Below are 26,999 nucleotides of genomic sequence, written 5' to 3'. Positions count from 1 at the left end.
AGTCAGCTTCTGGCACTACCAGAAGCTGCTGCCGAGGTGCCTTACGCATAGCGCCAGCCCAGCTGCCGATAGATGAAGTGCAGCAGCCACAGCGGCCCGATGAGCAAGAACTGCAGATCCTTCAGAAAAGATGGTTTTTTGCCCTCCACCTTGTGCCCCCAGAACTGCCCGACCCAGGCCAGCACGAAAATCAGGAGGCAGATAGCCCACATCGGGAGGGGGGCCTCGGCCGCCACCAGCCGCAGCATGGCGGCCATCAGCCCCCAAACCAGTACCATACCCACCGCCAACCGCCCGGAGAGGCGGACATAATAAACCAGCGCCAGCACCATGACCAGCGTAGCACAGTTCAGCCAGGGGCTGATGCTGCGTATGGCTTGCGGCACCGGCACCGACCAAAGCAGCCCCAGTATCGAAAACATAATCAGCGGCACGCATATCCAGTGCACCAGCTTGTTGGTCGGGTTCTGGTGGCTTTCGCCGTACTCATCTAGCAAGCTTTGAACAGCAGAACTGGCAGCAGGATACATAGCCATGTGGTAAGTGGGAGGATGCTAAAATATAGGGCATTATCAGCATAATTAAATACCACGCCTCTGCTCATTAAGGTGCTGGCTGCATACAAAAAGGCTACCCACTGGGTAGCCTTTTTGTATTGGAGCGAATGGAAGACTGCACTATTTAAGCTTCAGGTTCTTCTTCAGATAAGCCACCGATGCCGCATGCGCATCTTCGGCAAAAGCCTTGCTGTATTTGGGATTGGAAGGATTGGCAAAAGCATGGTCAGCGTCGTAGGTTTTCACCATAAGGCCTTTCTTGGCCGTGGCCATATCCTTCTGGAATTGATTGACTACTTCTTGGTTGATCCACTTGTCCTGCTTCGCAAAGACGAATAGCACATCTGTGTTCAGCGTCTTGAGTTTGGCTACGTCCTTTTCAGGCATGCCATAGTATGCCACGCAGGCCTTGGCTTTTGGGCCGGCCAGCAGTGCAGTCTGAATGCTCCAGCCGCCACCAAAGCACCAGCCGATGCTGGCTATCTGGGCCTTGGGGCCGGCATAGCCCAGCGCCCCGTTGATGATGACCTGCGCCCGTTCGGTTTTAACGCCCTGCATCAGCTTGCCGGCCTGGTCTGCATCTGTGGCTACCTGCCCATCATACAAGTCCAGCGCAATAACATTCACACCGGGCAGCTCCTGCGCGAACCGGGCGGCTTCCTGTTTGATATAGTCATTCAGGCCCCACCACTCATGAATCACGAACAGGTACTTGTCAGAAGGCTTGCTGCTTTTGATTTCAAAGGCCTTGCCGGTCTGCCCATCGGCAGTTTTAAACTGAATCATGTTGCCGCCGCCCTGGTACGTGAAGGGCAGTGGGGCATCGTGGCCACCGGAAAAGTCTTCGTTGGTAGCCAGCATTGCAAACACTTCAGTAGCGTTGGCAGCAGGCGCTTTGGCGCAGCAGCTGAGCGTTTGGGCCGAGGCCACCGATACCATGCCCAACAGTGCGGCACAGAGAGTCCAGAGTTTTTTCATGGGAAGAAAAAGAGTGAAGTGAAACCTCCGTTGCCTACCTATGTAGCTACATGAGATGCGCCGGGAGCCAGTAAACCCGCACGACACAGTTTGGTTTTGAAGCCAGCCACTATCTGCTAACTGGTTCGGATGCGGGCCCCCAGCTCAGTCAGAAGCGCATAAAGCCCGACATAGGTGCGGTTGAGGTAAATGAAGTGTTCGGAGCCCCGTGGCTCACGCTGCTGGCGTAGCTCCGGCTGCTGCATCAGGTCGTCGCCGAGGGCATACAGGCTCTGCATATAGGCCGGGTCGCCGAAATCGAACGTATCCTGACGGAAAGGGCGACCAACCAGCTCCAGCGACTGGTGCATGGTGTCCACGTAAAAAGCGCGCCTGGCCGGTGCATCCTCCGGGCGCACGACGCCGGCTTCGGTCAGGAGTTCGGTCAGGCGGTTCGGATCGGCCAGCGTTTCCGGGGCCAGCAGCGCCGTGAAGAGGCGGTGCACATCGGCCGGAATTTCCTTTACGCAGCCAAAATCCAGCACACCCACGGTGCCGCCGGCTTCGGCTTGCAGCAGGAAGTTGCCGGGGTGTGGATCGGCATGTACGCGGCGCAGCGTATTCAGCTGGTACATATAAAAGTCCCAGAGTGCCTGCCCCAGCTGGTTGCGAACTTCCTGGGTCGGGTTGGTGGCCAGAAACTCCTTGAGGTGCTGACCGGGCAGCCAGTCCATCGTCAGGATGCGGGCTGAAGAAAGCTCCGGGTAGTACTGCGGAAACTGCAGATGCGCCAGCCCGGCGCAGGACGCCGCTATTTCCTGGCCGCGGCGAAGCTCCAGCACATAGTCGGTTTCCTCCAGCAGACGCGTTTCGACCTCCTCCATGTAGGGGCGCACGGTGGCTTCATCAAGCCCCAGGATGCGCAGCGCCACCGGCTTTACCAAACGGATATCGGAGCGGATGCTATCGGCTACGCCGGGATACTGCACTTTGACTGCCAGGGGCTTATTGTTCTTACGCGCAAAGTGTACCTGCCCAATACTGGCAGCCTGCCGCGCGTTGATATCAAACTCATCGAACACCTCAAATGGCGACTTGCGGAACGAGTCCCGGAAGGCTTTTACCACGAGTGGCCCGGAAAGGGGGGGCGTCTGATACTGCGCCTGCGCAAATTGGTCGGCGTAGGCAGTGGGCAGCAGGTTTTTCTCCATGGCCAGCATCTGCGCTACTTTCAGCACGGAACCCTTCATTTCGCTGAGAGTGCCGTACAGTTCCGCCGCATTGGCCGCGTGCAGGTCAGCTGTCGTGCTTTCGGCCCCTACGGCCCGCTTGGCATAGTGCTTCACGTAGTTGGCCCCCACGTTGAGGCCGGTTTTGGCGAACCGGGCGGCCCGCGCCACCTTGGTAGTAGGCAGGGAGTTGAGAGAATGGGGAGCTTCGTCCATGAAAAGCAGGGAAACACAGGTGCGCAGGCTTTGGCTGGGCACCGCGCGGGCTGGAGAAGAAGTGGTAAGGTGAAATGGTAAGCTCGGCCGCAGGTGATATATCAGCCTTCCTGCTGGTCTGAACCAATGCTAGCGCTGGACCAGAAAGCGCACGAAGTCGACGGCGGAATCCAGCGTGTTGCGGCCTACCAGGTCGAAACTCAGCGTGACGGCCTTTTCCACGGCGGCATCGGTGCGCTCAAAGTCTACCGTATCGTCTTTGGCAAAGAAGCCGAGCACAAACAGCATCTGCTGCCAGAAAGCCCGCGGATACTGCTCCTGTAGCAGCGGCCGGCTGGCTACCTCCTCGGTGCGGCGGCCTTCGCGCAGAATATCGGCCACGAACACCTCAAACTCCTGCCGGAAATCGTCGAGCACGCGGGGCGTAAGGCCGGGCATGCGGTGCAACGAGCGGCGCAACGCCTGCAGCGCATAGCTACGGTTGCGCTTGAGGATTTCGAGCAGCGTGTAGTAGAAACTCAGCAGCTTCTCGCGGCTGCCGTATTGCTCCCACACCGGCTCCCGCTCCGCCGTGGCGCGGGCCTCCCGGCCAAAGTCGGCCCACAGTTCCCGGTCAATGGCATCGAAGTTGGCATAGGAGCGGTAAAACTCTTCTTCCGGCAGGTTGAGCTTGCGCGTGAGCTTGTAGACTGAAGCAGGTGGTGTGCCCTTACGCAGCACATACTCCAGATAGGCCTGTTTAATACGGGCCTTGGTTGAGGGGGCCGCCCCGGTGGCAGGCGTAGGTTGCTGTTCCATAGTGCATCTATAACCGCCGGTGCCCCGCAAAGTTGCGCATCTGAACTTGTGAAAGCTGAAAAAGAACACCCGCCTCCGCGCTACAACACCGGCTCAGGAGTGCCGCTCGCGGGAAGCACGGTAGGCCGCCAGCGCCCGGTCGCGCGAGGCCGCTGGCTCTACGATAGGAGCTGGGTAGCGCGCTGTGCCGAACTCCGGCACCCACTGCTTTACGTACGCGTGCTGTTTATCGAACTTGGCCAGCTGGGCATCCGGACTGAACACCCGAAACCAAGGCTGCGAATCGGCACCAGTGCCGGCCACCCATTGCCAGTTGCCTACGTTGGAGGCCATTTCGTAGTCGAGCAGCTTTTCGGCGAAATATGCCTCGCCCCAGCGCCAGTCTATCAGCAGATTCTTGATCAGAAAGCTAGCGGCGGCCATACGCACCCGGTTGTGCATGAAGCCCGTGGCATTGAGCTGGCGCATGCCGGCATCAATGAGCGGGAAGCCGGTTCGGCCTGCGCACCACGCCTGAAACTCGGCTTCGTTGTTGCGCCACCGGATGTCGCGCAGTTTGGGGTCGTAGCTCTGGGTGGCGGTGTGGGGAAAGTGCCAGAGCAGCTGCATAAAAAAGTCGCGCCAGATCAGCTCACTCAGCCAGATATCGGAGTGGGCGGCCAGTGCCCGCTGCACCAGCTTCCGGATGCTGACCGTACCAAAGCGCAGGTGCAGGCCTAGGCGGCTGGTACTGTCGCGGGCGGGAAGGTCACGGGTGGCCGCGTAGTGCTCCAGGGTGTGCTGGGTTAGTTTCCGGTCCGGAAAAGGCTCCTGGCTCCGCTCAAAACCCAGCTCCTGCAACGTTGGGTGGTGACCGGCCTTCACGGCGGCCAGCTTCTCAAGGTGGCTGGCCGATGGACTGGCCTGATAGTCCTGCTCCGTGAGCCTTGCCAGCCAACTGCGCTTGTAGGGCCCGTAAATCTTGTACGGTAGCCCTCCTTTGGTCAGCAGCTCGTCTTTCTCGAAGATAACCTGGTCTTTGAAGGTATGGAACGCCACGGAATGCTGGTCGAGCAGCTTTTTCACGGCCGCTTCCCGCGTGGCGGCATACTGCTCGTAATCGTGGTTGGTGTAGACTGCCGCTACATCCAGCTCCTTGAGTAGCTGCTGCATCACCTGCACGGGGTGGCCGTAGCGGACCAGAAAGCTGCCGCCCGCCGCTTTGGCTTCCTGCCGCAGACGCTCCACCTCATCATAAATAAAGGTCACGCGGGCATCCTGCCGGTTTTCCAGCTTATCCAGAATTTCCGGGTCGAAGATAAAAAGGGGCACAACCGGATGCTCGGCCTGCAGCGCGGCCGCCAGGCCCACATTGTCCTCGAAGCGCAGGTCGCGGCGGTGCCAGAATAAGGAAATAGTTGCCATAAAGTCTGAATGAACTACCGGAGGATCAGGTGAATTGTCGGGAAGGGGCTACTTCAATCGGCTCATGCCTCCATCTACCGGCAATATCTGGCCAGTAATAAAGGAGCTATGGTCGGAGAGCAGGAAGGAGGCCATGTAGGCAATGTCTTTTGGCTCGCCAATACGCTGCAGCGGATGCCGCTTGGCACTGGCATCGATTTTTTCGGGGGTGTTGAGCAGGGTGGCCGCCAGCGGAGTGTTGGTAAGGGAAGGAGCCACGGCATTCACCCGAATGTTGCTGGCCGCGTATTCGGCCGCCAGGGCGCGTGTCAGGCCTTCTACGGCCGCTTTGGCGGTAGCAATGCTGGTGTGAAACGCCATGCCGGTTTCGGCGGCAACTGTACTGAAGAGCACAACCGAAGCGCCGTTGGCCTTTTTTAGCCGCTTCATGGTTGCCTGCAGCACCTGTACGGCGCCCAGTACGTTCAGCTCAAAGTCGGCCCGGAAGTCATCAGTCGAAATCCGCTCGAAAGGCCGCAGCCGGATATTGCCCGGGCAATACACCACACCGTGCAGCACCTCCGGCAACCCATCCAGCGCGGTGCCCAAAGGCTGCGTGGAATCCAGCTCGATAAAGTCAGCCCCGATTTCCTCCAGCGCGGGCGTACGATGGCGCGAGGCAGTGTAGAGATGGGCACCGAGTTGCTGAAGTAGTTGCGCGGTGGCCAGCCCGATGCCAGAGGAGGCACCAACGATGAGGATGTTCTTATCTGCAAAATCCATGGAACAGGGGTTGGAGTAGGTTCCCATCACAACTCAACCTTATGCATAAGGTTTTTACACTCCATGATGAGCGGCTTCTGCTGCTGTTGTCAGAATATAATTTGCTGATTTTTTGATAGATAAGTATTATTTTGTAAAGTATCAACGCGCTATAATCCAGAAATAAATGGGTTAGATACTGGTATTATTTGAATAGTTTTTAGAAAAAATATTACATTTATACGTTCATTTTGTACATGCTATTCAATTTCCCCTCATGAAGCACTTTATTACCTCCGTGTTGCTTTTCTGCTGTTCGCTGCTATACGCGGTAGCTGGGCAGGTGCAGACTACTACCGGGATAGTCGGGGTAGTGCGCTCAGCAGACAACCAGCTGCTGGCCAGGGCTTCCGTAACCGTGGTGCACATTCCTTCAGGAGTGAAGCGTAGCGCTACGACCGATGCTGCCGGCAGCTTTGTGGTGGAGGAGCTGGCAGTAGGGGGGCCCTACACGGTGCAGGTCAGCCAGCCCAGCTACCAGACGGAAACCGTCAACGACATATTCCTGCTGACCGGCAAAACAGCCAATGGCAACTTTGTGCTGCATCCGGAGGAGAAGAAGGTAGCGGGCAAAAAAGGGAAGTCTCGCGGGGCAGCAGACAGCAAAGAGCAAAAGCTACCCGCTGCTACGGGCAATGCCGCCGTGTCGGCGCCAGTTCTCGCCCGCAACCACCTCACGTACATACAGCAGTGCCAGATTATTCCGTCTACTTCGGCGCCAGCTGCTCGCACCACATCCTCCTCGGTGCCGCGCACCATGCCCGTAACGGCGTCTGCAGGTTCGGCAGCGTCAGTTGCGCCGGCCTCTGGTTCGGGCCCGAATCCGAAGCTGGCTCCTCCGGTTGCCGTGCCTGCTACAGCTGCCATAGCCGCAACACGCCCGCCGGCAACCACGGGTGTTCCGGCTACCGGCCCCGCTACGCCATCGGCCGGCCGAACGGGCACTTACGCGGCTACCCGTCGCCCTGCTACCCGCATTGCTCCCCCTGCCGTCAGTGGTCATTACGACGCGAAGTCCGGGAATTACATCTACGATACCGGAGCACTTACCACGCTACAACTGCCCAACGGCCATAAGCTGGCCGGCGTAGGCACCAATTCTACCGAAAGCTTCCTCTACAAGTTCGTTGCCGACCCCAAAGCGCAGGTTGATACCGTCAATCTGTCGGCCGGCTGGATGAGCTTCGACCGGGTCTATTTCGAGGTTGGGAAAGCCACCCTGACCAAAGGGTCGATGCCGCAGCTGCAGAACATTGCGGCCCTGATGAAAGCCTACCCGAATATCCGGTTGAAAATCGGGGGCTATACGGATAGCACCGGCACCTACAAAATGAACCGGCAGTTGAGCGAAGCCCGCGCCCGCACCGCCTGGACGGCACTGGTAGAAATGGGCGTCAGCCCGGCCCGCCTCGATGCCCGCGGCTACGGCTCCAACTATCCGGTAGCCTCCAACCAAACCGAAGTAGGCCGTGCCATGAACCGCCGGCTCAGCGTGAAAGTGCTGCAAAAGTAAGCTACTGTAATCCGCTAAACGTCAGGCAAAAATCCGAACAGTGAGTGTTGGTTCGGGAATTTTTATAAACGTCGTTTACGTCATGCTTCGACAAGTTCAGCATGACAATTTCCAAACACGTGCCAAGAGTTGGTTCGGGAGGATGTGGCATGGACTGCCGGAGTTTAGGGCATTGATAAACAAGACTTTTTAATTACCGGAAGAACTTTTAGCGAATTTTCGCTGAAAGTTCTTTTTGGTTTCCGTAGCTTGGCATCCGCACTATTTCGCCACCCTTACACCGCTTTCCTGATGAATATCCGCAAACTGCTGGTCGCCAACCGGGGCGAAATTGCTATCCGTGTGATGCGCGCTGCTACCGAGCTGGGCATCACGACGGTAGCCATTTACACGTACGAGGACCGCTACTCGCTGCACCGCTACAAAGCCGACGAGGCCTACCAGATTGGCCGCGACGATGAGCCGCTGAAGCCGTATCTGGACATTGAGGGACTGATCCGGACGGCCAAAGCCAACGGTGCCGATGCTATTCATCCCGGCTACGGGTTCCTGAGCGAAAACGCCACCCTGGCCCGGCGCTGCCGCGAGGAGGGCATTATTTTCGTGGGGCCCCGGCCGGAAGTAATGGAAGCCCTCGGCGACAAAGTGGCGGCCAAGCGGGTAGCAGTGGAGTGCCAGGTGCCCATCATCGAGAGCAGCGAGCAGGACCTGACCGACATCGACATAGCCAAACACGAAGCCCGGCGCATCGGCTACCCCGTGATGCTGAAGGCGGCCAGCGGCGGCGGCGGGCGCGGCATGCGCGTCATCCGCGACGATGAGCAGCTGGAGCGCGGCTTTTTTGAGGCCCGCAACGAAGCCCTGAAAGCCTTCGGCGACGATACCGTGTTTCTGGAGAAGTTTGTGGAGCAGCCCAAGCACATAGAAGTGCAGCTGGTAGCCGACAACTACGGCGGGCTGATGCATCTCTACGAGCGGGACTGCTCGGTGCAGCGCCGCTACCAGAAAGTAGTGGAAGTAGCGCCTTCGCTGCACCTGCCGGACCACCTACGCGAACTACTGTATGACTATGCTTTGCGGCTGGGCCGGGCGGTGCAGTACAACAACGTGGGCACCGTGGAATTTCTGGTGAACCCGGAGCATGACCGCATCTACTTCATTGAGGTGAACCCCCGAATTCAGGTGGAGCACACCGTGACGGAGATGATAACAGGAGTGGACCTGATTAAAACGCAGCTGCACATAGCCGATGGCCGCCGCCTCTCCGACCCGGAAATCGGGCTGGGCGAGGGGCAGAAGCCGCCTAAAATCGGAGTAGCTATTCAGTGCCGCATCACCACCGAAGACCCGGAGCAGGACTTCAAGCCTGATTATGGCACCATCACGGCCTACCGCTCGGCGGGCGGCTTCGGTATCCGCCTCGACCAGGGCTCGGTGTATACCGGCGTAAAAGTGTCGCCCTTCTTCGATTCGCTGCTCGTAAAAGTGTCGGCGCAGGCACCTACGCTTAAAGAAGCCGCTACCAAAATGGCCCGCACGCTGGACGAGTTTAGGGTACGTGGGGTAAGCACCAACATTCAGTTTCTGCAGAATATCATTGCGCACCCCATTTTCATGGCGGGCGAGGCCAACGTAGATTTCATCAAGGACCACCCCGAGCTGTTCAAGTTCAAGGCCCGGCAGGACCGTGCCACCAAGGTGCTGAGCTTCCTCGGCAACGTCATCGTGAACGGCAATCCTGATGTGAAAGGGCAACTAGACCCCAAGCGCGACCTGCGCAAGCCCCGGCTGCCGGAAGTTGATGCGGCCAGTCCGCTGCAGGCCGGCACCAAAGACAAGCTCACGGAACTTGGCCCCGACGGTTTTGCGAAATGGCTGCGCGCCGAGAAGCAGATCCACTACACCGATACCACCCTGCGCGACGCCCACCAGAGTCTGCTGGCTACCCGCATGCGCACGTTTGATATGCTGAAAGTAGCCGAAAGCTACGCCCGCATGCATCCACAGACTTTCTCGCTGGAGTGCTGGGGCGGTGCCACCTTCGATGTAGCCCTGCGCTTTCTGCACGAGGACCCCTGGGAACGGCTGGCCAAGCTGCGCGCCGCCGTCCCCAACATTCTGCTCCAGATGCTGATTCGCGGGGCCAATGGCGTGGGCTACAAAGCCTACCCCGACAACCTCACGGAGCGGTTCGTGCAGCAGGCGGCCGAAACCGGTATCGACGTGTTCCGCATCTTCGACTCGTTGAACTGGATGCCGGGCATGGAAGCCTGCATCGGGTTTGTGCGCAACAAAACCGACCGGCTGGCCGAGGCCAGCATCTGCTACACCGGCGACATTCTGGACCCGAAGCGCAACCGGAAATACAGCCTCGACTATTATTTGCGGCTGGCTAAACAGATTGAGGAAGCCGGCGCGCATATACTATGCATCAAGGATATGGCGGGCCTGCTGAAGCCTTATGCGGCCCAGGAGCTGATTACGGCCCTGCGCGACACCATCAGCCTGCCGATACACCTGCACACGCACGATACATCTTCTTTGCAATCAGCTGCTTATCTGAAAGCCGTGGAAGCCGGAGTAGATGTGGTTGATGTGGCACTGGGCAGTCTGTCGGGCCTTACCTCTCAGCCCAACTTCAACTCCATTGTGGAGATGCTGCGCGGGCAGGAGCGCCACCGGGAGTTCAACCAGGAGTCGCTGAACGAGTTTTCGAACTACTGGGATACGGTGCGCGAGTACTACTACCCATTCGAATCCGGGTTGAAGGCGGGTACATCGGAGGTGTTTCAGCACGAAATTCCGGGCGGCCAGTATTCCAACCTGCGGCCCCAGGCGGCGGCGTTGGGCCTGCTCGACAAGTTCGAAACCATCAAGCATACCTTCGCCGATGTCAATCAGCTTTTCGGCGACATTGTGAAGGTGACGCCCAGCAGCAAGGTGGTAGGCGACATGGCCTTGTACCTCGTTTCCAACAACCTCACGACGGCCGATGTGCTGCAGAAAGGGGAGGGCCTGAACTTCCCGGAATCGGTGCGGGAACTGTTTCGCGGCGACATTGGCCAGCCTGAGGGCGGCTGGCCGCAGGACGTGCAGCGGGTCATTCTGAAGGACGAACAGCCCTTCACGGATCGGCCGAATGAGCACCTGGCGCCTATCGACTTCGAGCAGGAGTGGCAGAGCTTTGAGGCGAAGTTCGGGCAGCGGGGGAAGTTCACGGATGTGCTGTCGTGGTTGCTGTACCCCAAGGTGTTCGAGCAGTACTGGGCACACGTGCAGGAGTTCGGCGACGTATCCGTCATTCCTACCAAAGCCTTCTACTATGGCTTGCAGCCCGGCGACGAAACCCTGATTGAAATTGCGCGCGGCAAAAACATCATCGTGGGGCTGCAAAGCATCGGCCCGGTGAATGAAGATGGCTGCCGTACCATTTTCTTCAACCTCAACGGCCAGACCCGCAACATCGAAATTCGGGATACGGCGGTGGAAGTGAAGAAAGTGCAGAACCCCAAGGCTGATAAGGCAAATGGCAAGCAGATTGGGGCCCCGCTGCAAGGGCTACTTTCCCGGGTGCTGGTTGAAAACGGCCAGCAGGTACCCAAAAATGCGCCGTTGTTCATCATCGAAGCCATGAAGATGGAAACCACCATCACGGCGCCCGACAATACCACGGTGCAGGCCGTGAACCTATCGGAAGGAACCCTGGTAAACGCCGACGACCTTGTGCTCACGTTAGGCTAGAAGGTCCTGAGAAAACACGCAGGCCCATTCTACTCAGTTGTAGAATGGGCCTGCGTGCGTTTGCGGCGGCGAAATTTACCGCAGATATACGGCGTGGAGTACCGCCGCTGGTATGGCCGCCGCTTCGCCATAGAGCCGGAGCGTGTCGCCGCTGATGCGGTAGGTCCGGGTGTTGGTAAGAGCCGCCATAAAGCCGCTTTCTGTGGCGTTACCGTCAGGGCTGGCACAGGCCATACGGGTGGAAAGCAGGGCCCCGAAGCGGAGTTGGCCGGCAGCAGGCAGCTCAAATGGGCCCCGGAACCGGTTGCAGCTGCCATTCCCTTCGGCATTCAGCTCAGTTGCCCGGAGCAGTAGGTACGGCTCGGCGTTGGTAGGCGGTGCAACGGCCTGGCCGTTGAGCATGCGTAGCACCCACCGGGTGTTGCGCAGTTCGGCATCGGGAGTAGTAGCAGCACCTGACGCGTTGGCATCAGGCTCGAGGCGGGGAGCTGCAGTCTGGCAGCCGGAAGCCAGCACACTGAAAGCAAGAGCGGCACGAAAAAGAGAATTCATCGGAGAAAGTTGAGGATCAAAATCATACGGTAAAAGTGTGCGCGGTGCACTGGGAATTGTACAGAAGACAGAACAAAATGGTTATTTTGCGGTATGCGAAAATTCCCTCTCTTCGTTCTGTCCTTAGTATTCTGCTCCCTTTCCCTGCACGCCCAGAAAAAGCCAAAATCCGTGCCCAACACGCCGGGCGTATCGGCGGCTACAGTTGAGCGGGTGGTAAAAACCCTGGCTTCTGATGAGCTGAAAGGCCGGGCCTCTGGCAAGCCCGGCGGCCTGAAAGCCGCCCAGTACCTGGCCTCTGAATTTCAACGCCTGGAACTGGGAATGTTTCCTGGCCTGACCAGCTACGAGCAGGTTTTTCCGGCTTATGAGTCGAAGGTAGCGGCTCTGTTTGTAATGCTCCACAGCATTCCGGTGGTGAAGGAGAAAGTCATCCTGAACTCTTCGCAGCCGCATCTGAACTGGACCGATGAAGATGAGCCGGCTACACGCACTCTGGTAGTAGGGCCACAAGACAAGCTGCAGCCACACATCCGGGATATTATGCGTCCCCGCGAAAACCTGGTGGTCGTGCTTGACCCAGTGCATGAAAAGGACTTCAAGCGGGTTGCGGAATACCTGAGCCACGGTGGTCTGCGTCTCGATAAAGCCGGCAATCCTTTCTCCAGCCTCGTTGTGCTGGCGCCGGCTCCGGCAGATGGGAAAGTGAAATTCCGGGTAGCCGGCAACACCACGCTACGAACCGTAGAACTGCGCAATGTGGTGGCTGTATTGCCGGGAAAAGATCCGGCGTATGCCACCGAGCAGGTCCTTTTCTCTGCTCACTACGACCATATCGGGGTGCTGCCTGCCGTTGCCGGCGACTCCATTGCCAACGGTGCCGACGACGATGCCAGTGGCACGGCGGCGGTAGTGGCCCTGGCGGAGTATTTCAAGAAGAAGAATGACAATGCGCGCACCTTGGTGTTCGTGGCGTTTGCCGCCGAAGAAATCGGTGGGTTCGGCTCGCAGTATTTCTCCCGCCAGCTGACGGCCGACAAGGTAGTGGCAATGTTTAACATCGAAATGATTGGCAAGCCGGCCAAATTCGGCCCCAATACCGCATTCATTACGGGTTTTGAGCGGTCTGATTTCGGGAAGCTGCTGCAGACCAACCTCACCGGTACTCCATTTCGCTTCGAGGCCGACCCGTATCCCGAGCAGAACCTGTTTTACCGCTCCGATAATGCTACTCTGGCCCGGCTGGGTGTGCCCGCCCACAGCATCAGCACCGACCAGATTCCGACCGATAAGCTGTACCACTCGGTCGATGACGAAGTGGAAAGCCTGGACCTGCCCAACATGACGGCCGTAGTAACCGCAATTGGGCGGAGCGCGGCTGGTATCGTGGCCGGCCAGCAGACGCCTACCCGCATTGCTCCGGAGTCAGTAGCGCCGCAAAAGCCCTGAGTGGCGTTTATGCCGCTGTATAAGCCGCCTTGGCGTGCGCGGCATCGGGCTGAGGCTGAGACGGCGTGCCAGCAGTAGTGCGCATGCCGGCGGATGGCAGCGTCACCCATACCTCGGTGCCACCTTCCGCGCTGTTGCGCATACCCAGTGAGCCGCCGTGGAACTCTGAAAAAGTTCGGCAGAGCTGCAGGCCCAATCCCGTGCCCTGCGTAGTACGGTTGAGGCCCGCGGCACGCATCCGGGCCGATTCCGGGTGCATAATCTGCTGCATCTGGCTGGCCTGCAGGCCAGGACCAGTATCTGTTACCGCCAGGTGAATCTGGGTCGGGTCCGTCGTGTCGATGTCAGCATGCAAGCGGACCGTGCCGTTGGCAGGCGTAAACTTGAGGGCATTGCTGACCAGATTGCGCAGAATGGTGCGCACCATATTCCGGTCGGCATAGAGCAGCAAATCGGGGTCGGCCTCAAATTGCAGCTGTACCTGGTTGGCATGCGCTGAGGTCTGGAACAGCTCGTAGCACTCGGCCAGTAGCTCCCGGACCGGTATCCGCTCGGGCTGGCAGCGCAGCTCACCTGTCTGGCTGGCAGCCCAGTTCAGGAGGTTGTCGAGCAGGCTGTTCAGGTTCTGAGCCGAATCGTGCACCATGGCGGGCAGGTGATGCAGGCTGTCCTGGTCGTTGGTGCGCTGGTAGAAATTTATCAGCTGCGCTACTCCGGCAAAAGCCGTAATCGGGCCGCGCAGGTCGTGGGCAATGATGGCGTAAAGCCGCGCTTTGGATTCAGCCAGGGCCTGCAGTTCGTGTGCCGCGCGTTCCAGCGCCGTGTTCTTATCAGCAATGAGCTGGTTGCGGGCGGCCAATGCTTCGCGCCCTCGCAGGAGCTGGCCATACAGCACACTGCCCGCTACCACCAGCAACAGCAATCCGCCCACAATAACGCCCAGCAGCCGGACCCGCTGCTCATCCCGTTCGGCGCGCAGTCTGGTAACGCGTTGCTGCTGCGTGAGCAGCCGAATCCGGCTTTCGCGCTCATGGGCATCGTAGCGGCTCTGCAAAGAGGCCATTGCGCGGGTGTTTGCCTCGGTCATAAGGCTGTCGCGCAGGTGCTGGAAACGCTGCTGCATCTGGTAGGCCATCTGATACTGGCCCAGCCGGGCATACGCGTCAGAAAGCTGCTGGTAAGCATTCTGCACCCGGTCCGGCGAGCCTACACGCCGGGCATAGCGCAGCCCCAGCTGCGAGTTGGTGAGTGCCTGCCGGGGCTGGCGCAGCTTAAGCATCACGGCCGACAGGTTGGAGTACGTACCCGAAATACCATAGTCATCGCCCAGCATCTGGTAGAGCACCAGCGCCTCCCGCAAACTGGCCCGGGCGGAGTCAGGATGCTCCTGCTGCAGATGCACATTGCCGAGCGTGTAGAGACTATTGGCCTGCCCGGGGAGGTTGTTGAGAGCCGTGTAAAGTGCCAACGCCCGGCGGATATACCGGCTGGCCCGCCCCAACTGGTTGTGCTGCCAGGTAAGGTCGGCCAGACTGCTCAGAAACAGGGCTTCGTCGGCCGAGTCGCGCCGCTGTTCGGCCAGAACCAGGGCTTTGAGGTAAAAGCTCTCGGCTGTAGTGAAGTCTTGACGTAGGTTGTGACAGTTGGCAATGCCATTGTAGGCATAGCCCATCGCCTTTTTCATGCCCAGCTTCCGAAACAGGCGCAACGCGAGGAAATGGTGCTTCAACGCTTCGTCGGCGGCCCCCACGAAGGACAGGCAGGTGCCCAGATCCTGATGGCAACGGGCTTCGCCACGGGTATACCCAATGCGCTGCGCCAGGGCAATGCCCTCCTCAGCGTAGCTGCGGGCTTTGGGCAAATCAGAGCGACTCAGGTTCCAGCACAGTTCATCGAGCAGATACACGCGTAGTGTATCGTTGGCGGGTGCGGCTGCCAGCCGCCGCTTCAGACTATCGATAACTGTGGGATGGGCGTTCTGAGCCGACAAAGCTCCTGGCAACAGCCATCCCAGCACAAGTAATAATAATAAACGTATCGTCATACCCAGACGTGACAACCTTCAACTCCCACCCCAAACCTACCTAATTATTTTTATCAAAAATATTCAAATCGATATTTTTTTAAGACTATATATAGTTCAAGCTTCTGGAAATAATGCAGGGCTGGACACATTGGAGGCTTTGCAAGCGCAACTGCGGTACCGGATGTAGCATCAGGCCGCTGACGAAACAAAATAAAACGCCCCGAACTCACGGTTCGGGGCGTTTCGGCGTAGTGCAAAGGAGGGGGCGGCTGGCGGTAATGTAGCAGAGGTGTGGGTAAGGGAGCAGACAGATCGAAGAGGTTGCCGTGTGCCATCAGACGGCAGCCAACCCAACCCGATGTGTCAAATCTACCGAATGCTACACCCCGCCGTCAATCACATAAACATGTGATGCCATGCCGTGGCTTCAGTGAGGAAGGCGCAGGCTTAGCCCGCCTCCCACATACGGGCCGCTGGGAGCGTAAGGAACAGTGCCGGGGCCTCCGCCGGCTGTGACATCGAAGCGCAGGCCAGGGGCCGGGCGCCAGTATATCCCGGTGCTCAGGCCGGGCCGCCAGCCTGCGGCCCGCTGCCAGGTCGTGTAAGTTTCGGCGAAGAAGCCGAAATGGTCTCCAAGCGGGCCGTTCAGTGCCAGTGTGCCCAGGTATTGGCCCCGGCTGGTATCGGCAGCCTTAAAACCACGCTGCCGGAACCCCAGGTTGGCTTCCAGCCCAAACCGCTTGCCAAGCTGCTGCGACACCAGCAAGCGAGCGGCCGGCTCGTACACTTTGTTGGTAAAGGAGGCAGCACCCGTGCCGGGCAAAGTCAGCTCGGCCAGCACCGATACCTGCGAACGGGTATCCTGATTGGAGGAGGCCAGCATTTTGGCTCCCAGTGTGAGGGGCGCGAAACCAGTGGGCCGCCCAACTCCTCCGATGCCGGAATCAGGACTGGTATCGGAGCCGCTGCCGGCGCGGGGCAGGTAGCTCTGCTGGGCGCGCAACTCCATGAGTCCAAAAAATCCTACTCGAAGCAGGCCGGTAGAAAAGGCAGGCATGGTGCCGGGAGCCGAGTTCAGCTGGCTTTGGGTACCCATTTCCAGCTGCACCTGGCCGGGCCGGAGCATACTGGTCGTAATGGTTTGCCCGGGCCGGTCGGGCCTGATATTGCGGATAAACGGGGTGTCAGTATTGTTGACGTTGGGGTCAATGGTTTGGGCCAGGGTGCAGGCCGGGCCGGCGAGCAGAAGCCCGGCGGCGGTCAGCAGAGTGGTCTTGCGCATGGTTTTTCGACAATCCTTGTATCGGAATGGTTCAAACCGGGAGGCTGCTGATGGGCGGGGTAGATGTCCTGTAAAGCGCAAAAAGCCCTCCGTGAAGCACGAAGGGTTTTCATTCACATTATCCATTCCAACTCAAAAACTTTCAGACAGCGCTCAACTCACGTCGCTCCGATTCGGGCAGCGGCAGCGGTACGTACTTCGAGTGCTCGGCGCGGTAGAACCGCTCAAAAATCAGGGGGAAGATGAACAGCGTCAGGAGGGTGCCCGTAATAAGGCCGCCGATAACCACAATGGCCAGCGGCTTGGATGTTTCGGAGCCGATGCCGGTGCTCATGGCCGCAGGCAGCAGGCCGATGGTGGCCATCAGGGCCGTCATGACCACGGGGCGCACCCGGCTGGTGACGCCGTCGGAGATGCTGAAATCGAGGCTGTGCCGGCGCACCATGTTCTGCTTGAACACCGATATCAGAATTACGCCGTTCTGGATGCAGATGCCGAAGAGGGCAATGAACCCGATACCGGCCGAAATACTGAAGTTGGTGTGCGTGAGCAGCAGCGCCGCAATGCCCCCGATGATGGCAAACGGCACGTTAAGCAGCACCAGCCCGGCATCTTTCAGGTTGCCGAACAAGATGAACAGGATAAAGAAGATCAAGGCCAGTGAAACAGGTACCACCTGCGTGAGGCGCTCGGTGGCGCGGCGCTGGTTTTCGAAGTCGCCGGTCCACTTCATGCTGTAGCCTTTGGGCAAACTCACCACCTTATCCACCTCGCGCTGGGCCTCCTCAATCGTGCTGCCCATGTCGCGGCCTCGGATGCTGAACTTCACGGCCGAGAAACGTTGGTTGTCGTCGCGGTAGATGAGCGAGGGGCCTGTAACGTCCTCGATTTTCGCAATTTCGGAGAGCGGCACCGACTTGCCGTTTTGCGTGGGCACCATTAGGGCCGCAATCTGCTGATTGGACTCGCGGAAGGGCTTCTGGTAGCGCACCCGAATCGGGAATTTCCGTTCGCCCTCGTACATCTGCGTGGCCTGTTTGCCGCCCACAGCCATTTCCAGCACCGCGTTTGCGTCGGATTTGCTCACGCCGTAGCTGGCCATGCGCCGCTCGTCCAGCTCCACGTGCAGTTCCGGCTGCCCGATGTTGCGGAGCACGCCCAGGTCGTCGATGCCCTCAATATTCTTGAGCACACCGTACACCTGCCGGCCTTTTTCTTCCATCAGCTTCAGATCCTGGCCGTAGATTTTCACCGCAATGGAGCCTTTCACGCCGGACGCAGCTTCTTCCACGTTGTCGGTGATGGGCTGCGAGAAGTTGAAATCCACGCCGGGAAAGTGGCTGAGCTTGACTTTCATGCCGGCAATCAGGGCTGCGCGCTTGTCTTTATGCTTCATTTCGGCCTGCACCTCGGGCGTGTGCTTGAGCTGCACCAAAAACTCGTTGTTGTAGAAGCCGGTGGGGTCGGTGCCGTCGTTGGGACGGCCGGTCTGGCTCACTACGTCGCCCACCTCGGGGAAGCTGAGGAACACGCGGCGCATGTCGTTGCAGAGCTTGTTGCTTTCTTCCAGCGAAATGCTCAGCGGCAATTGTGCCCGCACATAAATGGAGCCTTCGTTGAGCTCGGGCAGAAACTCGGAGCCCAGGAAGTGAAACGACCCCATACCCAGCACCACCGCCACCGTGGCCACCAGCAAACTGGCGGTTTTGCGGGCGTAGGTGAAGGCAAAGAACCGTTGCGCCCCGCGGTTGATGCCGCGCACGAAGAAGTTGTCTTTCTCCACCACGTTCCTTTTCAGTAGGATGCTAGTGAGTACCGGCACCAGCGTGAGCGTGAAGATGAGCGCGCCGAGCAGGGCGAAGCCCAGCGTCCAGGCCAGCGGACTGAACACCTTGCCTTCCACTTTCTCGAACGAGAAGATGGGCAGCAGCGCCGTGATGATGATGGCTTTAGAGAAGAAAATGGCTTTGCCCATGTCGCGGCCGGTTTTCTTAATCAAACCCAGCTTAGCCACTTTGTTGAACTTCTCCATACCCATCTTGTGGGCTTTGTGGTCGAGGGCCACGAATAGCCCTTCCACCATCACCACCGCCCCGTCGATGATGATGCCGAAGTCGATGGCGCCCATGCTGAGCAGGTTGGCGCTCATGCCTTTCAGGCGCAGGCAGATGAAGGCGAACAGCAACGCCAGCGGAATTATCACCGACACGATAACCGTGGTGCGCCAGTCGGCCATAAACACGAACACGATAACCGTCACGAGCACAATGCCTTCCAGCAGGTTGTGAATCACGGTTTCAGTGGAGAAGTCGATTAGCTGCTGCCGGTCGTAGAAGGTCTGGATTTTCACGCCGGCGGGCAGAATCTTCTCGTTGAGCAGGGTCACTTTGTCTTTGAGGCGGGCAATTACCTCCGACGGGTTTTCGCCCTTGCGCATCACCACAATGCCTTCCAGCACGTCGTCGTTGAGGCCGCGGCCCACCCGGCCCAGCCGCGGCAGCGCCGACTCCTGCACCTGGGCCACGTCCTTCACCAGAATCGGGGCCCCGTTCACGTTCTTGATGACCGTGTTGTTGATGTCGGAGATGTTGTTGAGCAGCCCGATGCCGCGCACCACGTAGTTCTGCTGGCCCTGGTTTATCACGTCGCCGCCCACGTTGATGTTGGAGCGCTGAATCGTGTTGTAGAGGTCGAGGGGCGTGATGTTGAAGGTCTGGAGCTTGCCGGGGTTCACGCTGATTTCGTAGGCTTTTACCTCGCCGCCGAAGCTGTTCACATCGGCCACGCCGGGCACGGCTTTCAGGTTGCGCTCCACCACCCAGTCCTGAATGGTTTTCAGCTCGCGCGTGGTTTTGCCTTTGCTCTGGAGCGTGTACCGAAAAATCTCGCCGGTGGGCCCGTAGGGCGGCTGCACGTCGGGCTCGGCGCCTTCGGGCAGGTCGGCCTGGCTGAGCAGGTTGTTGACCTGCACGCGGGCAAAGGCATCGTCCACGCCGTCATCGAAAATCACCTTCACCACCGACAGCCCGAAGAGCGTAGTAGAGCGGATGTTAGTTTTCTTCTGGACCGGGTTGAGGGCAATTTCAATCGGGGCCGTCACGAACTTCTCAATCTCCTCGGCCGAGCGGCCCGGCCACTGCGTGATGATGGTAATTTCCGTATTCGTAACGTCCGGAAAGGCCTCAATGGGCGTGTGGCGGTAGCTTATCACCCCAGCCACGACAACGACCAGCGTCATCAGGAACACGAAGCCCCGGTTCTTGAGCGAAAAGGCAATAATGCCCTGGATGAATTTGTTCATGGCGGTTATAAGCTGTTAGCTGATGGCTGTTAGCTATTAGCTTTTTCAGTGGGCAAAGCGCAGCCCTGGCGGCTAGAAAACCGCCGTGTTTGCAGATAAAATTGGAGAAGCCAACAGCTAACAGCCATCAGCTAATAGCCAAAGCCCTAGTCGTTCAACTCGTCGTAGATCAGCAGTTGGTTTTGGGCAATAATTCGCTCCCCCTCGCGCAGGCCGGTGTGCACATAGCTCCTGTCACCCACGGTTTTGGCTATTTCCACCTCGCGGGTTTCAATGTGGTGCCGGTCTTTGAACACCATCACGAAGTTGCGGTCCTTATCGAACACCACGCAGTTGGCGGGCACGGCCGGCATGCGCCCCGATTCGGTGTTGCGCACCTTAATCTGGGCGTACATTTCGGGTTTGAGCAGGTAGCCGGGGTTTTCGAGGCGCACCCGCACCCGCATCACCTTGCTTTCCGGGTCCAGCACGTTGAATACCTTGTCGATGCGGCCCGTGAAGTGCTGGTCGGGGTAGGCCAGCGTCGTGACGTCGGCGGTGTAGCCTTCCTTTACTTTGGCGATGTCGGCCTCAAACACGTTGGCCATAATCCACACATCGTCCAAGTTGCTGACCGTGAACAAGCTGCCCACGTTATCGTCGTTGAACTGCATGTGGTTGGTCACGTTCTTTTCGGTGATGAAGCCCGAAATCGGGGCGCGCAGCGTGTAGGTGCCATCCGCCGATACGCCGTAGATGGCCATCTGCTTGCGGCTTTTGCCCACGTTGCCCTGGGCCTTGCGCAATTCCTGGCGGGCCAGGCTCACGTCGCGCTCCGAGGCCAGGCCCGCGGCGTACTGGTCTTCCAGCACCGAAAGGTTTTTCTGGGCAATAGCCAGGTCGGTGAGGGCGCTGCTGTTCTGGTTTTGCAGGTCGGCTATTTCCCCGCTCCGAATCACGGCCAGGACTTGGCCTTTCGTGACATGGTCGCCGAGCTCCACCGTAAGCTGCTCCACCACGCCGCCTACCAAGGGATATACCTGCACGGTTTTGTCACCGTTGGTGGCAATCTGGCCCGAAAGGTTCAACTCGTTGCGGATAAGCTCGTTGCGAACGGTATCTATTTTCAGGTCGCGCAGCATCTCATCCGAGAGGGCCGCGCGGGCTTCGGCTTTCGGCTTGGTATCGGCTTCGGGTGCAGTAGAGCAACTGGCCAGCAACAGGCCAAGGACAACGGGTAGGAGCGGGGCAATACGGTTCATATACATCAGGTACTTAACCTTGCGTAGGCGTGAGGAAGGAGCAATAGGAGAGCTTAGTTGAACAAGGGCCGACCCACGGCGTAGTTGAGCTGCTCGAAGGCCCGGATGCGGCTGGCCCTCAGGGAGTAAAGCTGTACGAGGTTGTTTTTGTAGCTCTCGTAGAAATCCAGGAATTCAAGCGTGGTGAGGTTGCGCTTGGCGTAGCTTTCATCAATGCCCTTCATAAGCTGCTCGAAGTCGGAGGTTTCCCGGTTGGTGGTGCGGTATAGCTCATCGGTCTGGCGGGCTAGGCGCCACGCTTCCTGCACCTCGTTCTGCACCTGCAGCAGCTGCTGGCTGAGTGCAGCCTGGCTTACCGCTACCTGGCTCTGGGCCGTGCGGATATTGCCTTGGTTGCGGTTGAAGACCGGCACGGCAATGCCCAGCGTCAGCGCGTTGTAGTTCTGGATGTAGTTGCCGGCCCGGTCGTAGGTATAGCCCACCGTCAGGTCGGGGGCGGCCAGGGCCCGCTGCAGCCGAAGGTTCTGGGTTTGCTGCTGCAGGTCGGCGGCGCGGGCTTTCACATCGGCCCGGCTCACCTGCGCCGAGTCCATCAACTGCCCCTCCGTGTAGCTGGCCAGGGAAAGCTGCCGCAGGCGGTTGGGGTCGGCGGCGGGCACGTAGTAGGTGCCGGTGGTGTCGCGCAGCAGCGTGCGCAGGTCGGTTTGCTGGGCGGCAATGTCGGAGAGTAGCTGCTGCCGTTCGTTGCGCAGCTGAAACAGAAAGGCTCTCAGCCGAATCACCTCTTTGAGAGCAATATTTCCTTTCTCGTACTGGCTCTGGTAGAGCGTTACGGAACGCTGAAAGGTGTTCACCTCCTTGTCATACACCAGCACGCTCTGCTGCTTGTAGTAGAGGTCGAAAAACGTGCTGCGGAGCTGGAAGCGCAGGGTCCGCAGCAGATCCTCGAAGTTGAATTGCTCTACCAGCGCGTTTTGCCTGGCCACATTGGTAGCGGCCTTGCGCCGCCCGGCAATGGCAAACAGCTGCTGCACCTGCACAATGGAGTTGCCGGTGCGGGTCACGTCCAGCACTTTGCCCGTCTGCGGGTTGTAGGTATTCTGCTCCAGAAAAACGGTAGGGTTGTCCCAAAGCCGGGCCTGCAGAATCTGGGCTTCGGCGCCCGAAACGTTGTAGCGCTGGGCCAGCAGCGCCAGGTTATATTGTAAAAAGCGTTGCTCAGCGGCCGGCAGCGTTAGCTGCAGCGTATCGGTGCCTAGGGGGCTGGCCTGCACGTGCAGGTTCAGGCCCAGATAGCAGGCCGCAAACAGCAAGGAAAAAAAGCGGGACATATCCGGGTTAAATAGTTGGATATGCAAGAGTACGCCGGCCGTATTAGGGCAGAATTAGAGGCGGATTAGAAACCGATTAGAATGGAGAAATAAGTGAAAAAAGGTAGTTTGTCCGCCCCCAAATCGTTAGAAGACTACCTCGGCAAGAGTCCCTGTGCCTAGTTCGGACGTAAGATGCAATTGCCCGCCGTGCGCCTCTACAATGCGGCGTGCCAGCGGTAGTCCGACTCCGTGCCCGCTAATTCCGCGGGCATTGTTGGCCCGATAAAAAGGTTGAAAAACCAAGGGAAGCGCCTGTTCACTGATGCCAATACCGTGGTCCTGAATACGGATGTGGGAATGGCCGCCGCGAAAGTCGAACTGCACCAGCACCGGGCGGTCCGTTCCCGAATACTTTAGCGCGTTATCGAGCAAGTTGGTAAGAGCACGGCTCAGTAGCTGGCGGTTTCCCCGGATTACCAAGTGTTCCGGGTCGGGAGGAAGCGCACCCAGCACAATCTGTACACGGCGGCGCTGCTCGGGTAATAGAGCCTCACGCGCTTCCCAAAGAAGCTCATCCAGCCGTAGCTCTTCCTTTCCTATCGTGGAGTCTTCCGCTTGGGTTAGTTCGAGCAGGCTGTTGATCAGGGTTTTGAGCCCGGTCAGCTCGTGCAGCGCCGATGTTACGACCTCCCGGTAGTGTTCCGGCTCCCGCTGTCGGCTCATCAACACCTGCAGTTCACCAATGGCTGCCGTTAGGGGCGTGCGCAGCTCGTGCGAGGCATTGCTTACAAAAGTCTGCTGCGTTTCAAACCCATTCTCCAGGCGTGCCAGCATCCGGTTGAAAGTGCGCGCGAGCCGCGTAATTTCGTCTTGCTCAGTGCTAAGCCCTACATCCACCCGCAGGTGCAGATCCTGAGTCGTGATACGGTCTACCTGGTCGTTGACGGCCGCAATAGGGGCGAGGGCACGCCCGGCAAATACGCGGCCGGCCACATAAATCACCAGCAGGCTTCCCACGAAAATACTGGCCATGATGGAAATCAGGTAGTGCAGGCGGGCTTTGCCCGATTGGTTTTCTGCCGCCGCTACAATGATGAACTGGCCTTGGTTGTCGCGGTAGAAGATGCCGACGGCCTGGCGCACTCCCAACCGGAAATACACTTCCTTTTCCACCAGAATCCGGGCCAGAATATGGTCGGCTATCTTCACTCGTTCGTCTTCTTCTATAAAACGAGGCTGCAGCTTGTCGTCGTAAATCTGTAGTACTTCGTTGGTGAGGGTGCGCATGTAGCGCCGTTGAAATGCCCGAAAAGCCACGGCGCGCAACTCGTCCTCTTCCAGAAATACGTAGCCCGTTACCTGTGCCCGGTCGCGGAGGCGCTGCTGAAACTCCTCCTGCGTGTAGTCGGCCTGCAGAATGTAAACCGCCGACATGGCCGCCAGCAGAATCACCGCCACGATTCCCAGAAAAAGCCACGTCAGACGGTTGCGGATTGTCATACTAGAATTGGCTTTGGGGCGGGCAGACGGTTGAGCAAGGAAGCACGACGCCTCAGTCGTCTACCCGCATGACGTACCCCATGCCCACCACCGTGTGGATGAGTTTGGGAGAAAACCCTTTATCAATCTTATTGCGCAGGTAGTTTACGTACACATCCACCACGTTGGAGCCGGCATCGAAGGAGTCTTCCCATACGTCGCCGGCAATTTCGGCGCGACTGAGTACCCGGCCGGTCTGGCGCATAAACAGCTCCAGCAGCCCAAACTCCCGAGCCGTAAGCTTGAGGGGCTGGCCTGCGCGGGCCACGGTTTTGGCACTGGTATCAATCTGCAGGTCGGCCAGGGTCAGCACCATGCTTTTCGCCTGCTGCCCCCGGCGGCGCGTGAGGGCATGCACCCGCGCCACCAGCTCCGGAAAGTCGAACGGCTTCACCAAGTAGTCGTCGGCGCCGCCGCCAAAGCCCTGTAGCTTGTCCTGCGTGGTGCCCAGCGCCGTGAGCATCAGCACGGGCAGCTGCTGGTCCTGCCTGCGAATAGCGGTGAGTACCTCGTAGCCGTTGAAGAGGGGCAGAATTACATCCAGAATCACCAGGTCGTAGGGCTGGGCCAGGGCCAGCCGCCGGCCCATGTCGCCATCGAAAGCCACGTCTACGGCAAATCCTTCTTCCTCCAAGCCCCGGCGGATAAAGGCCGATACTTTGGGCTCGTCTTCTACCAGCAGTATTTTCATGGTTTTCCGAAATCAGGAGGCTGCGCGGGCCAGACGGGCCGGCCAGAACAGGTGCTATTCGTCTTCGTAATCGAGGCCTAGGCATTGGTTCAGGGCCTGCTGCAGTTCGCTGGCGGCGTGCATCTGGCCGGCTTTTCGGCTTACGCGCAGCCCTTCGCGGTAAACTTTCTCGGCCTCATCCGGCTTTTGCAAGTGTTCGAGCAGCTTGCCGGCGTGGTAGTAAGTGCCCACGTAGTCAGGGTGCTCGGTCAGCAGTTTCTGGAAGTATTCCAGCGCCCGCAGCGGCTCTGTCGTTTTGTATTCGGTGGCCAGCGCATAAATCGTGAAAGCGTCGTTCGGGTCGTCCTGATAGAAGGCGAGGAGTTGCTGCAGACGGCTGGGTGTCGTTTCCATTGGGTGGGAGTTTTCAGTATCTTCGCCCCAAATTTGGGAGTTTCCCCGTAGTTTATCCTCCATTCAAGCAGCCGTAGATGAAGTTTCTCGTTTGCATCAGCAACGTACCCGACACGACCACCAAAATTACCTTCACTCCCGATAACAAGGAGTTCAATAAGGCGGGGGTGCAGTTCGTAATCAATCCGTGGGACGAATACGCCCTTACCCGTGCTATTGAGCTGAAAGAAGCGCAGGGCAGTGGTACCGTAACCGTCCTCAACGTAGGCGAAGCCGACACGGAACCCAATATCCGCAAAGCGTTGGCTATTGGTGCCGATGATGCCATCCGCGTGAACGCGCATCCGAAAGATGCCTTCTTTGTGGCGCAGCAGATTGCCAGCATCGCCAAAGACGGTGGCTACGACGTGATTCTGATGGGTAAGGAAAGCATCGACTACAACGGCTTCCAGGTGCACGGCATGGTAGGCGAGCTGCTCGGCATCCCGACGGTAGCGCCGGCTATGAAGCTGGATATGAGCGGCAACACCGCCACGCTGGAGCGCGAAATCGAAGGTGGTAAGGAAATCGTGGAGGTGAACACGCCGTTTGTGGCTTCGTGCCAGCAGCCGATGTGCGAGCCCCGCATCCCGAACATGCGCGGCATCATGACGGCCCGCACCAAGCCGCTGAAAGTGGTAGAGCCTACCGCTGATGCGGCCCGCACCGAAGTAGCCGAGTACGCGCTGCCGCCCAAAAAGCAGGGCGTAAAGCTCATCCCGGCCGAAAGCGCCGGCGAGCTGATCAAGCTGCTCCGCAACGAAGCCAAAGTCATCTAAACATCAATTAAGAATTAACAATTAAGAATGAGTAGTTGCCCTAGCATACTCTCGCGAAGAGCAGTTTGTGGTAAAGACCAACAATTCTTAATTACTAATTCTTAATTCTTAATTAAGAAGAAAATGTCTGTACTAGTAGTTGTTGAATGTGACGGCGGCGAGGTAAAGAAATCCTCGCTGGAAGTAGCCTCCTACGGCAGCCAGGTAGCCCAGATGCTGGGTACCACGGCTACGGCCGTAGCCGTGGGTGAAGCCACCGAAGCCAACCTGGCCAAGCTGGGTGAGCAGGGCATCACCAAGGTGCTGCACGACGCCGAGCCCCGCCTGAAGGACTTTGTGAACGGGGCCTATACTAAGCTCATTGCCGCCGCCTCGCAGAAAGAAGACTCGAAAATAATTGTACTGGCCAACTCCAACATTGGGGCTTCGGTAGGCTCGCGCCTGTCGGTGCGGCTGCAGGCCAGCCTGGCTACCAACGTAGTGGAGCTGCCCAAAACGGACGGCGGCAGCTTCGTGGTGAAGCGCGGCGCCTTCTCGGGCAAAGCCTTCGCCGATGTGAAGCTGGATGGCGACCGGAAAATCATTGCCGTTAAAAAGAACTCTATTGAGGCGCTGCACGAGGCCGGCAAAACCGCTCAGGTAGAGGCCTTCTCGGCCCAGCTGTCGGATGCCGACTTTGCTGATGCTCCCAAGCAGGTGGTGATGCAGGACCAGGCTGGCGGCATTCTGCTGCCCGAAGCCGACAAAGTGGTATCGGGTGGCCGGGGCATGAAAGGCCCGGAGAACTGGCACCTGATTGAGGAGCTGGCGCAGGCGCTGGGCGCGGCTACGGCCTGCTCCAAGCCCGTGTCGGACGTTGACTGGCGCCCTCACCATGAGCACGTGGGCCAGACTGGCATCACTGTGTCGCCGAACCTATACATTGCCTGCGGCATTTCGGGCGCTATCCAGCACCTGGCCGGCGTCAACAGCTCCAAGGTGATTGTGGTTATCAACAAGGATCCGGAAGCTCCGTTCTTCAAAGCGGCTGACTACGGCATCGTTGGCGACGTATTTGACGTACTGCCTAAACTCACTCAGGCCGTAAAGGAACTTAACTAGTAAGTGAATGAGGAAAACAGCGAATGAGTGTTAGCTTCACTCATTCGCTGTTTTCACGTTAGACCTTCCTTTCACTC

Annotated in this window: 20 protein-coding genes; 5 read left to right on the top strand and 15 right to left on the bottom strand. The window is 58.6% G+C overall.

Annotated elements, in window-relative coordinates; genetic code table 11:
• Window positions 1-41 precede the first annotated feature (41 nt).
• The 6 genes from IC231_RS08520 to IC231_RS08495 form a co-directional block, all read right to left on the bottom strand.
• Entirely contained in the window at window positions 42-530 is a 489-nt protein-coding gene (locus IC231_RS08520; protein WP_190784115.1) for an Mpo1 family 2-hydroxy fatty acid dioxygenase, read from the bottom strand.
• A gap of 147 nt (window positions 531-677) precedes the next feature.
• Entirely contained in the window at window positions 678-1,535 is an 858-nt protein-coding gene (locus tag IC231_RS08515) for a dienelactone hydrolase family protein (protein WP_190784114.1), read from the bottom strand.
• Between the two features lie 116 nt (window positions 1,536-1,651).
• Window positions 1,652-2,959, bottom strand: coding sequence for an ABC1 kinase family protein (locus IC231_RS08510; RefSeq protein ID WP_190784113.1), 1,308 nt, complete (start codon window positions 2,957-2,959; stop codon window positions 1,652-1,654).
• Window positions 2,960-3,088: 129 nt separating this feature from the next.
• Window positions 3,089-3,757 carry a TetR/AcrR family transcriptional regulator gene (locus tag IC231_RS08505; protein WP_190784112.1) on the bottom strand — a complete coding sequence of 223 codons (669 nt, stop codon included), beginning with the start codon at window positions 3,755-3,757 and terminating at the stop codon, window positions 3,089-3,091.
• Between the two features lie 93 nt (window positions 3,758-3,850).
• A complete protein-coding gene (locus IC231_RS08500; RefSeq protein WP_190784111.1) occupies window positions 3,851-5,161 on the bottom strand; it encodes a cryptochrome/photolyase family protein in 1,311 nt (436 codons plus the stop codon).
• A 48-nt stretch (window positions 5,162-5,209) separates the two neighbouring features.
• Entirely contained in the window at window positions 5,210-5,923 is a 714-nt protein-coding gene (locus IC231_RS08495; protein WP_190784110.1) for an SDR family NAD(P)-dependent oxidoreductase, read from the bottom strand.
• A 256-nt stretch (window positions 5,924-6,179) separates the two neighbouring features.
• Here IC231_RS08495 and IC231_RS08490 point away from each other — a divergent pair, with 256 nt between their 5' ends.
• Window positions 6,180-7,475 carry an OmpA family protein gene (locus IC231_RS08490; protein ID WP_190784109.1) on the top strand — a complete coding sequence of 432 codons (1,296 nt, stop codon included), beginning with the start codon at window positions 6,180-6,182 and terminating at the stop codon, window positions 7,473-7,475.
• Window positions 7,476-7,766: 291 nt separating this feature from the next.
• Window positions 7,767-11,216 carry a pyruvate carboxylase gene (locus tag IC231_RS08485; RefSeq protein WP_190784108.1) on the top strand — a complete coding sequence of 1,150 codons (3,450 nt, stop codon included), beginning with the start codon at window positions 7,767-7,769 and terminating at the stop codon, window positions 11,214-11,216.
• A 75-nt stretch (window positions 11,217-11,291) separates the two neighbouring features.
• Here IC231_RS08485 and IC231_RS08480 read toward each other — a convergent pair whose 3' ends face one another.
• Window positions 11,292-11,768, bottom strand: a complete 477-nt coding sequence (locus tag IC231_RS08480) for an META domain-containing protein (protein WP_190784107.1) — start codon at window positions 11,766-11,768, stop codon at window positions 11,292-11,294.
• Between the two features lie 93 nt (window positions 11,769-11,861).
• Here IC231_RS08480 and IC231_RS08475 point away from each other — a divergent pair, with 93 nt between their 5' ends.
• Window positions 11,862-13,217 carry a M20/M25/M40 family metallo-hydrolase gene (locus IC231_RS08475; protein WP_190784106.1) on the top strand — a complete coding sequence of 452 codons (1,356 nt, stop codon included), beginning with the start codon at window positions 11,862-11,864 and terminating at the stop codon, window positions 13,215-13,217.
• Window positions 13,218-13,224: 7 nt separating this feature from the next.
• On the opposite strand, the gene IC231_RS08470 is transcribed toward IC231_RS08475, so the two are convergent.
• The 8 genes from IC231_RS08470 to IC231_RS08435 form a co-directional block, all read right to left on the bottom strand.
• A complete protein-coding gene (locus IC231_RS08470) occupies window positions 13,225-15,261 on the bottom strand; it encodes a tetratricopeptide repeat-containing sensor histidine kinase (RefSeq protein WP_190784105.1) in 2,037 nt (678 codons plus the stop codon).
• 409 nt (window positions 15,262-15,670) lie between these two features.
• A complete protein-coding gene (locus IC231_RS08465; RefSeq protein ID WP_190784104.1) occupies window positions 15,671-16,525 on the bottom strand; it encodes a transporter in 855 nt (284 codons plus the stop codon).
• 142 nt (window positions 16,526-16,667) lie between these two features.
• Window positions 16,668-19,826: an efflux RND transporter permease subunit gene (locus IC231_RS08460; protein ID WP_190784103.1), complete on the bottom strand. Its 3,159-nt coding sequence runs from the start codon at window positions 19,824-19,826 to the stop codon at window positions 16,668-16,670.
• Between the two features lie 146 nt (window positions 19,827-19,972).
• Window positions 19,973-21,067, bottom strand: a complete 1,095-nt coding sequence (locus IC231_RS08455; RefSeq protein WP_211538961.1) for an efflux RND transporter periplasmic adaptor subunit — start codon at window positions 21,065-21,067, stop codon at window positions 19,973-19,975.
• Window positions 21,068-21,120: 53 nt separating this feature from the next.
• Window positions 21,121-22,398: a TolC family protein gene (locus tag IC231_RS08450; RefSeq protein ID WP_190784101.1), complete on the bottom strand. Its 1,278-nt coding sequence runs from the start codon at window positions 22,396-22,398 to the stop codon at window positions 21,121-21,123.
• A 126-nt stretch (window positions 22,399-22,524) separates the two neighbouring features.
• On the bottom strand, window positions 22,525-23,880 hold the full coding sequence (locus IC231_RS08445; RefSeq protein WP_190784100.1) for a sensor histidine kinase: 1,356 nt from the start codon (window positions 23,878-23,880) through the stop codon (window positions 22,525-22,527).
• A 52-nt stretch (window positions 23,881-23,932) separates the two neighbouring features.
• Window positions 23,933-24,610 carry a response regulator gene (locus IC231_RS08440; RefSeq protein WP_190784099.1) on the bottom strand — a complete coding sequence of 226 codons (678 nt, stop codon included), beginning with the start codon at window positions 24,608-24,610 and terminating at the stop codon, window positions 23,933-23,935.
• A 54-nt stretch (window positions 24,611-24,664) separates the two neighbouring features.
• On the bottom strand, window positions 24,665-25,003 hold the full coding sequence (locus tag IC231_RS08435; RefSeq protein ID WP_190784098.1) for a tetratricopeptide repeat protein: 339 nt from the start codon (window positions 25,001-25,003) through the stop codon (window positions 24,665-24,667).
• Between the two features lie 77 nt (window positions 25,004-25,080).
• Between IC231_RS08435 and IC231_RS08430 the strand changes: the two genes are divergently transcribed.
• Together IC231_RS08430 and IC231_RS08425 are read left to right on the top strand one after the other, a co-directional pair.
• A complete protein-coding gene (locus IC231_RS08430; protein WP_073282728.1) occupies window positions 25,081-25,821 on the top strand; it encodes an electron transfer flavoprotein subunit beta/FixA family protein in 741 nt (246 codons plus the stop codon).
• A gap of 123 nt (window positions 25,822-25,944) precedes the next feature.
• Entirely contained in the window at window positions 25,945-26,922 is a 978-nt protein-coding gene (locus tag IC231_RS08425) for an electron transfer flavoprotein subunit alpha/FixB family protein (RefSeq protein ID WP_190784097.1), read from the top strand.
• The last annotated feature ends 77 nt before the right edge of the window (window positions 26,923-26,999 follow it).

The organism is Hymenobacter duratus, assembly GCF_014698995.1.
GTDB lineage: Bacteria > Bacteroidota > Bacteroidia > Cytophagales > Hymenobacteraceae > Hymenobacter > Hymenobacter duratus.
Note: the sequence above shows the minus strand (reverse complement) of the source record. Positions and strands in the feature narration are given on the sequence as shown.